This window comes from Marinobacter lutaoensis, assembly GCF_001981305.1.
GTDB lineage: Bacteria > Pseudomonadota > Gammaproteobacteria > Pseudomonadales > Oleiphilaceae > Marinobacter > Marinobacter lutaoensis.
The window spans coordinates 1-4428 of record NZ_MSCW01000017.1; the positions used below are offsets into that span (position 1 = coordinate 1).

At 59.2% G+C, this 4428-nt stretch carries 2 protein-coding genes and 1 pseudogene; all 3 read right to left on the minus strand.

Annotated elements, in window-relative coordinates; all coding sequences use genetic code 11:
- The coding region (locus BTO32_RS17445; protein WP_217697041.1) for a hypothetical protein at positions 1-502 on the minus strand (502 nt) is incomplete at its 3' end.
- Positions 499-3864 (minus strand): toxin VasX, encoded by a 3366-nt coding sequence (locus BTO32_RS17450; RefSeq protein WP_076725942.1) that lies wholly within the window; start codon positions 3862-3864, stop codon positions 499-501. The genes BTO32_RS17450 and BTO32_RS17445, both read right to left, overlap by 4 nt.
- A pseudogene (locus tag BTO32_RS17965) lies at positions 3861-4428 on the minus strand (type VI secretion system tip protein VgrG); the annotation flags it as partial. The pseudogene BTO32_RS17965 and the gene BTO32_RS17450, both read right to left, overlap by 4 nt.

Consider the following 4428-nt stretch of genomic DNA (forward strand, 5'->3'; position numbering starts at 1 on the left):
TCAGCAGCAGCGCGAAACCTCCCATGACCCAGGGCAGGGTTTTTATAAGGATAATAAAAGACAATGGTACCCAAATGACCATAGCAAAAAGAATCACTATAAACTGCAAGGCATGTAACGTATGGGCCGTTAAAACAATCAAATAATAAACAGTAACAATGCCTCCTCCTGCAACCAAGAACATGCCCCATACATAAGGAATCACTAGTAATAAAGCCGAAAGTCCAATAAACGCCTTACCATTGAGAAACCGAATCCGCCGGTGGTTCCACCACCACGCGTCGTCGGAGGTGAACGCCTCCGGCTCGCTCCGGTCCTGATGTTGAACCTCCCCCACATCCGCGCACACTCGAAAATAGGGCTCGATGCCCGCATAGTCGCCCACCGGCTGAAGGTCCTCGCCCAGGCGTTGTCGGCTTTTCACCGAGCCCGGCAACGGGGGAATCCGGTCCGCCCGGAATCCCCGGTTTTCATGGCAATATCCGAGATCATTCTCACTCACACGGCGACCTCTTTCACAATCCAGTAGGGAACAGGTTCATTTTTGAATGGGTCCAATACATGCGGCCTCTTGGCCGGCAGCACCCCGTGGCGGGCCGAGTCAAACGGCTCGTACTCCTCCAATACCGGGGTCGGAAACCGAACCGCCCCGACTTCGCTCTCGATACACGCCTGCAGAACCACTCTGAGACGGATAAATCGTTGTTCACGATAGCCCAACGCGTGGGTTTCCCCCTCAGCCAGACGCCGCTCCACCAGAAAGTGCACCGAATGATCTTCCGGTGAGGCGGCCCAGGCGGTAATCCGCTGTAACGGAGTGTTTCGCGTCAAACTGTATTCTTCGACTTGTCCGGAGGGGGTCTGAACGGTAGTGCAGGTATACTCCAGTTCCTGCACACCCAGCCGCAAGTCAGGTTTTTTCTGCCCGGCGTGGACACGGGTATTGCCCCGGGATGGCTGGCCAAGCTTGAAGCGGCTGATCAGTGGGGACGTCACCGTCACCCGATAGTCGTTTGGAGCAGGGGCCGGGCCGACAAACATCGCCCGCTCCGAATCGGACAACTCTCCGTAACGCCTGACGGAGATGGTGACAGGAGAGAATTGGCTGAGCAGCTGGGCGTAGTAAACGGTATCCTCTCCAGGCAACCCAGATTGGTTCGGGCCAACGCCCAGAGGGCCCTGCTTCAACACCCGCTCGATCTCGCTGTCGGTTGCAACGGCCGCGAACACACCGCCCCCCAGCACGAGCCCGAGCCCAAACAGCGCCCAGCCCCAACCCGGCACCCCCAGCACGCCGCTCAGCAACGTCGACACCAGAAAGATGCTGCCACCGGCGACGGCCAGCGCATGTCCGGCGGCGGCATCCAGATCGCCCCGGGCAACACTGTTGCGGTAGTCCCAGGCAGTGACTCCCACCATAAGGCCACTCGCAATGAAATTGGTAAGCCCCAGGGTCCGAACAATTGTTTCAGCTCCGACTTGGGATAGCCTTTTCTGGATAAGGGGGCCGATTAGGGGCACAGATTTCATCTCGAAAAGGGGCCGTAAGGCTACTTTTGAAATCAGCTTGCCGTCCACAGGAGAGTAAAGCACGTGTAATTTCATCAAAGCTGCAGATAAATCTATGGCGGCCCCAACGATTTTTGCAGCTGCAATTCCATAGTTTTGGCGATTTAGGCCGCTAAGAGAGCGTAGTTCTGATAGGAGGTTATAAGCCGCCAACCCCACCAGCACCCGAGACAAGCCCGGCCCATCCGCCAGGGCCTTCGCTCTACTTGCCCAATCAAACGTTAATGCGTTGAATTTCAGGGCTTCGGGGTGGTCGATGGGCAACACAAAGACCCAAGTATGGCCCGCGGCCTTCACCAGGACTTCGCCGGTCTCGTCCAGCAACCGGGCCGGGCTGGTGGAGGCGACCCGTTTGCCGGTCGCATCCACACGGTCGGCAAACAGGTAGTCATTGCGCCTCGTCAGTGCCTCGCTCTGCCGATCCGCATCGGTCAACCCGAACGAGAGCCCCTTTCCATGCACACCCACGATGCTGTAACGTGTGAGGTCTACGGCCCCTCGGCGCATAACCCTCAACTCGCCGCCCAAATTGGGATCAGCAACCTCTGCCACGTCCCTGACCGACGAAAACACACGATCCAGCTTGACCGCTGACACGTCGCCGCTTTCGCGCAAACGTTCGGCAGCCTTGAGGACGGCACCGCTCCAACCTCCGAGCGCGGTTTGCACCATCCCTGCAACAGTGCCCGGAGCACTGCTGGGAAGCGCGGATCCACCCCCGCCGTTGACGCTTGTGCCGGCATTGCCCTCTTCCTGATTCAGCTGCTGGGCCAAAAGGCTGATGGCGGACAGTCCCAGCTCACCCAACCGCTCTTCCGTGAGCGTATCCTGGCTACGGGCCAGTTCTTCGAGCTGCGACAATAGCGGGGGCGATCCGGGACTTGTTTTTTTGCCACCGGTCAAGGCATCAATGAGGCGGTTGCTACCGACACTGTGTTTGAGTAGTCGAGACAGCGTGGCCGGTGGCTTCAGGCCATGGGCTCGCAACACGCCGGGCAATTGCTGAGCCAGATCAAGCAGGGTCGCCTGGAGAGCAAACGCTTCGCAGGGGCCAAGCCCATGGTGGTTAAGGTAGTCGCCACAGGCCGCATCAAACTCGCCGCTGTCCAGCAGCGCCGCCAGTGTATCCAGATGAAGCGTTATGTCCTCAAGCACCTTCTGGCGTTCGGCCTGGTCCAGAATTTTATCGAGTTTCTCCCGGTCCACCGCTGCCCGCAGGGTTTCAAGCGGGCCGCTGGCTCCCGACACCTGAGGGTCGAATAGAGCCTGGCGTATCAAGGTGGCTGAGTGAATCAGCGGCCGGTCTTTGAGTGACAGATCAATGGCATCCAAATAGTGAAGACCAAGGTGCAGTTGCGTCAGGGCATGGCGCAAACGGAACAGCGGGTCTGGAATGGCAACGCATACGATTGCAGGGTGTGCCCGGGCATCCCCCAGAACATCGTCCGCCGCCTCGGCGTTCAACGTCAGGTCCGGGGGCTCACGGTTGGCGTCGTGGGGGCCTCCGGGGATTCGTGACCACCGGTCGACAACCCGAGAGATCAGTTCGTCATCGTTCGGCGACTGAAACTCGAGAGTAAATTGAGCCGGGTCCCCAAGCATCAGTTCAATGCCCAGGTCCCGAGGCCTCAAGGGTGGCACTGAGGCTATCCCTGAGGCAGGGAAACCACTGTCGAAGTTCAGCGAATCATCCAACGCCGCAGCCCAAGCCGGCGCAACCGACAACGCCCGTTTTTCCAGAACAGTCGGGCGGCACTCCAACGTTTCAATGTAGGGCCATGACCATTGAATTTCGCTATAGGCAATCCGGATTCCAGTGAGCTCAAAACGATGATGCAGCATCACCGGCACAAGAAAATCCGTCACCGGCGCTCCAGTCGGTAAACGATGGGCGGTCGTGTCTCTCCGGGCGGTCACCAGATCGACCTCCCTCAGAGCACCATCCTCACCGATCTTGAATTCCCGCCAAAGCCTCTGTTTCCAAAACACGTAAAGATAGCCAGGGCGCATGAGAGATACGGCACGACCGCCCATGATCGTCACGCCACCAGTGGCAATGGGGCGATTACGATGAATTTCGGCAACCGGACAAACGCTCATCAGCGTGTTGCCTAACTCACCCTCCGGCTTTTCTTCAGTCGCCCGCCACTCATCCAGAACCGGCACCGAAAAGAAGCCGCCATCTTCCGTGGGGATGGCGAGCGTCATGCTCGCAGGCTCCCCCGTGTCATTTTCTGCCTTGAGTCGAACCGTTTTTTCGAGCTGTCGATGCACGAATTTCAGGGGCTGGTTCATTCTGAGCCCTCCTTGGCAGACACCGATCCGGCCGTTATCAACTCCCGATCCGAGCCTCGCCCCCGAACATCCACCAGCCTGACCGTTTCCCGCGACACAGAAGGTCCTGACGAGATCGTCGGATCACGGGTTTCGGCCAGCGGCTGACCAACAACCCCGGCACTGGCCACAGGCTTAACGGGAACCGGCGTTTCAGGGCTCTGTGGCTGGGCTCGAGGCGCGCTCCCCGGACCACCGCCGGAATTGATTCGGATACCCGGGCCGCTCAGGGTCACGCCACTGGGATCGAGCTTGAGGAAACTGCCCCCGCCGCAAAGGGTCAGCTCGACGCCTGCATCCAGCACCACTTGGTTCCCGGCTTGGTAGTGAACCTCGGTTCCGGCTTCCGAAGCGGTCACGCCACCGGTTTGTTGGTGCCAGCTCCCCTGGCTGATCCAGCTGCAGTCCGCGCCAACGGAAACCCTCTGCTCACCCTCCGTGGTCTGGTGTTCCGCGCCTTTGATCAGGCTACGAGCGTGGTTGGCCACCGTCAGGTGGCTGTCATGTCCTATGCACTCGGTGCGG

Coding starts and splice junctions, on each gene's coding strand:
- BTO32_RS17450 (WP_076725942.1), bottom strand. CDS start 3,864: ATGAACCAGCCCCTGAAATTCGTGCATCGACAGCTCGAAAAAACGGTT.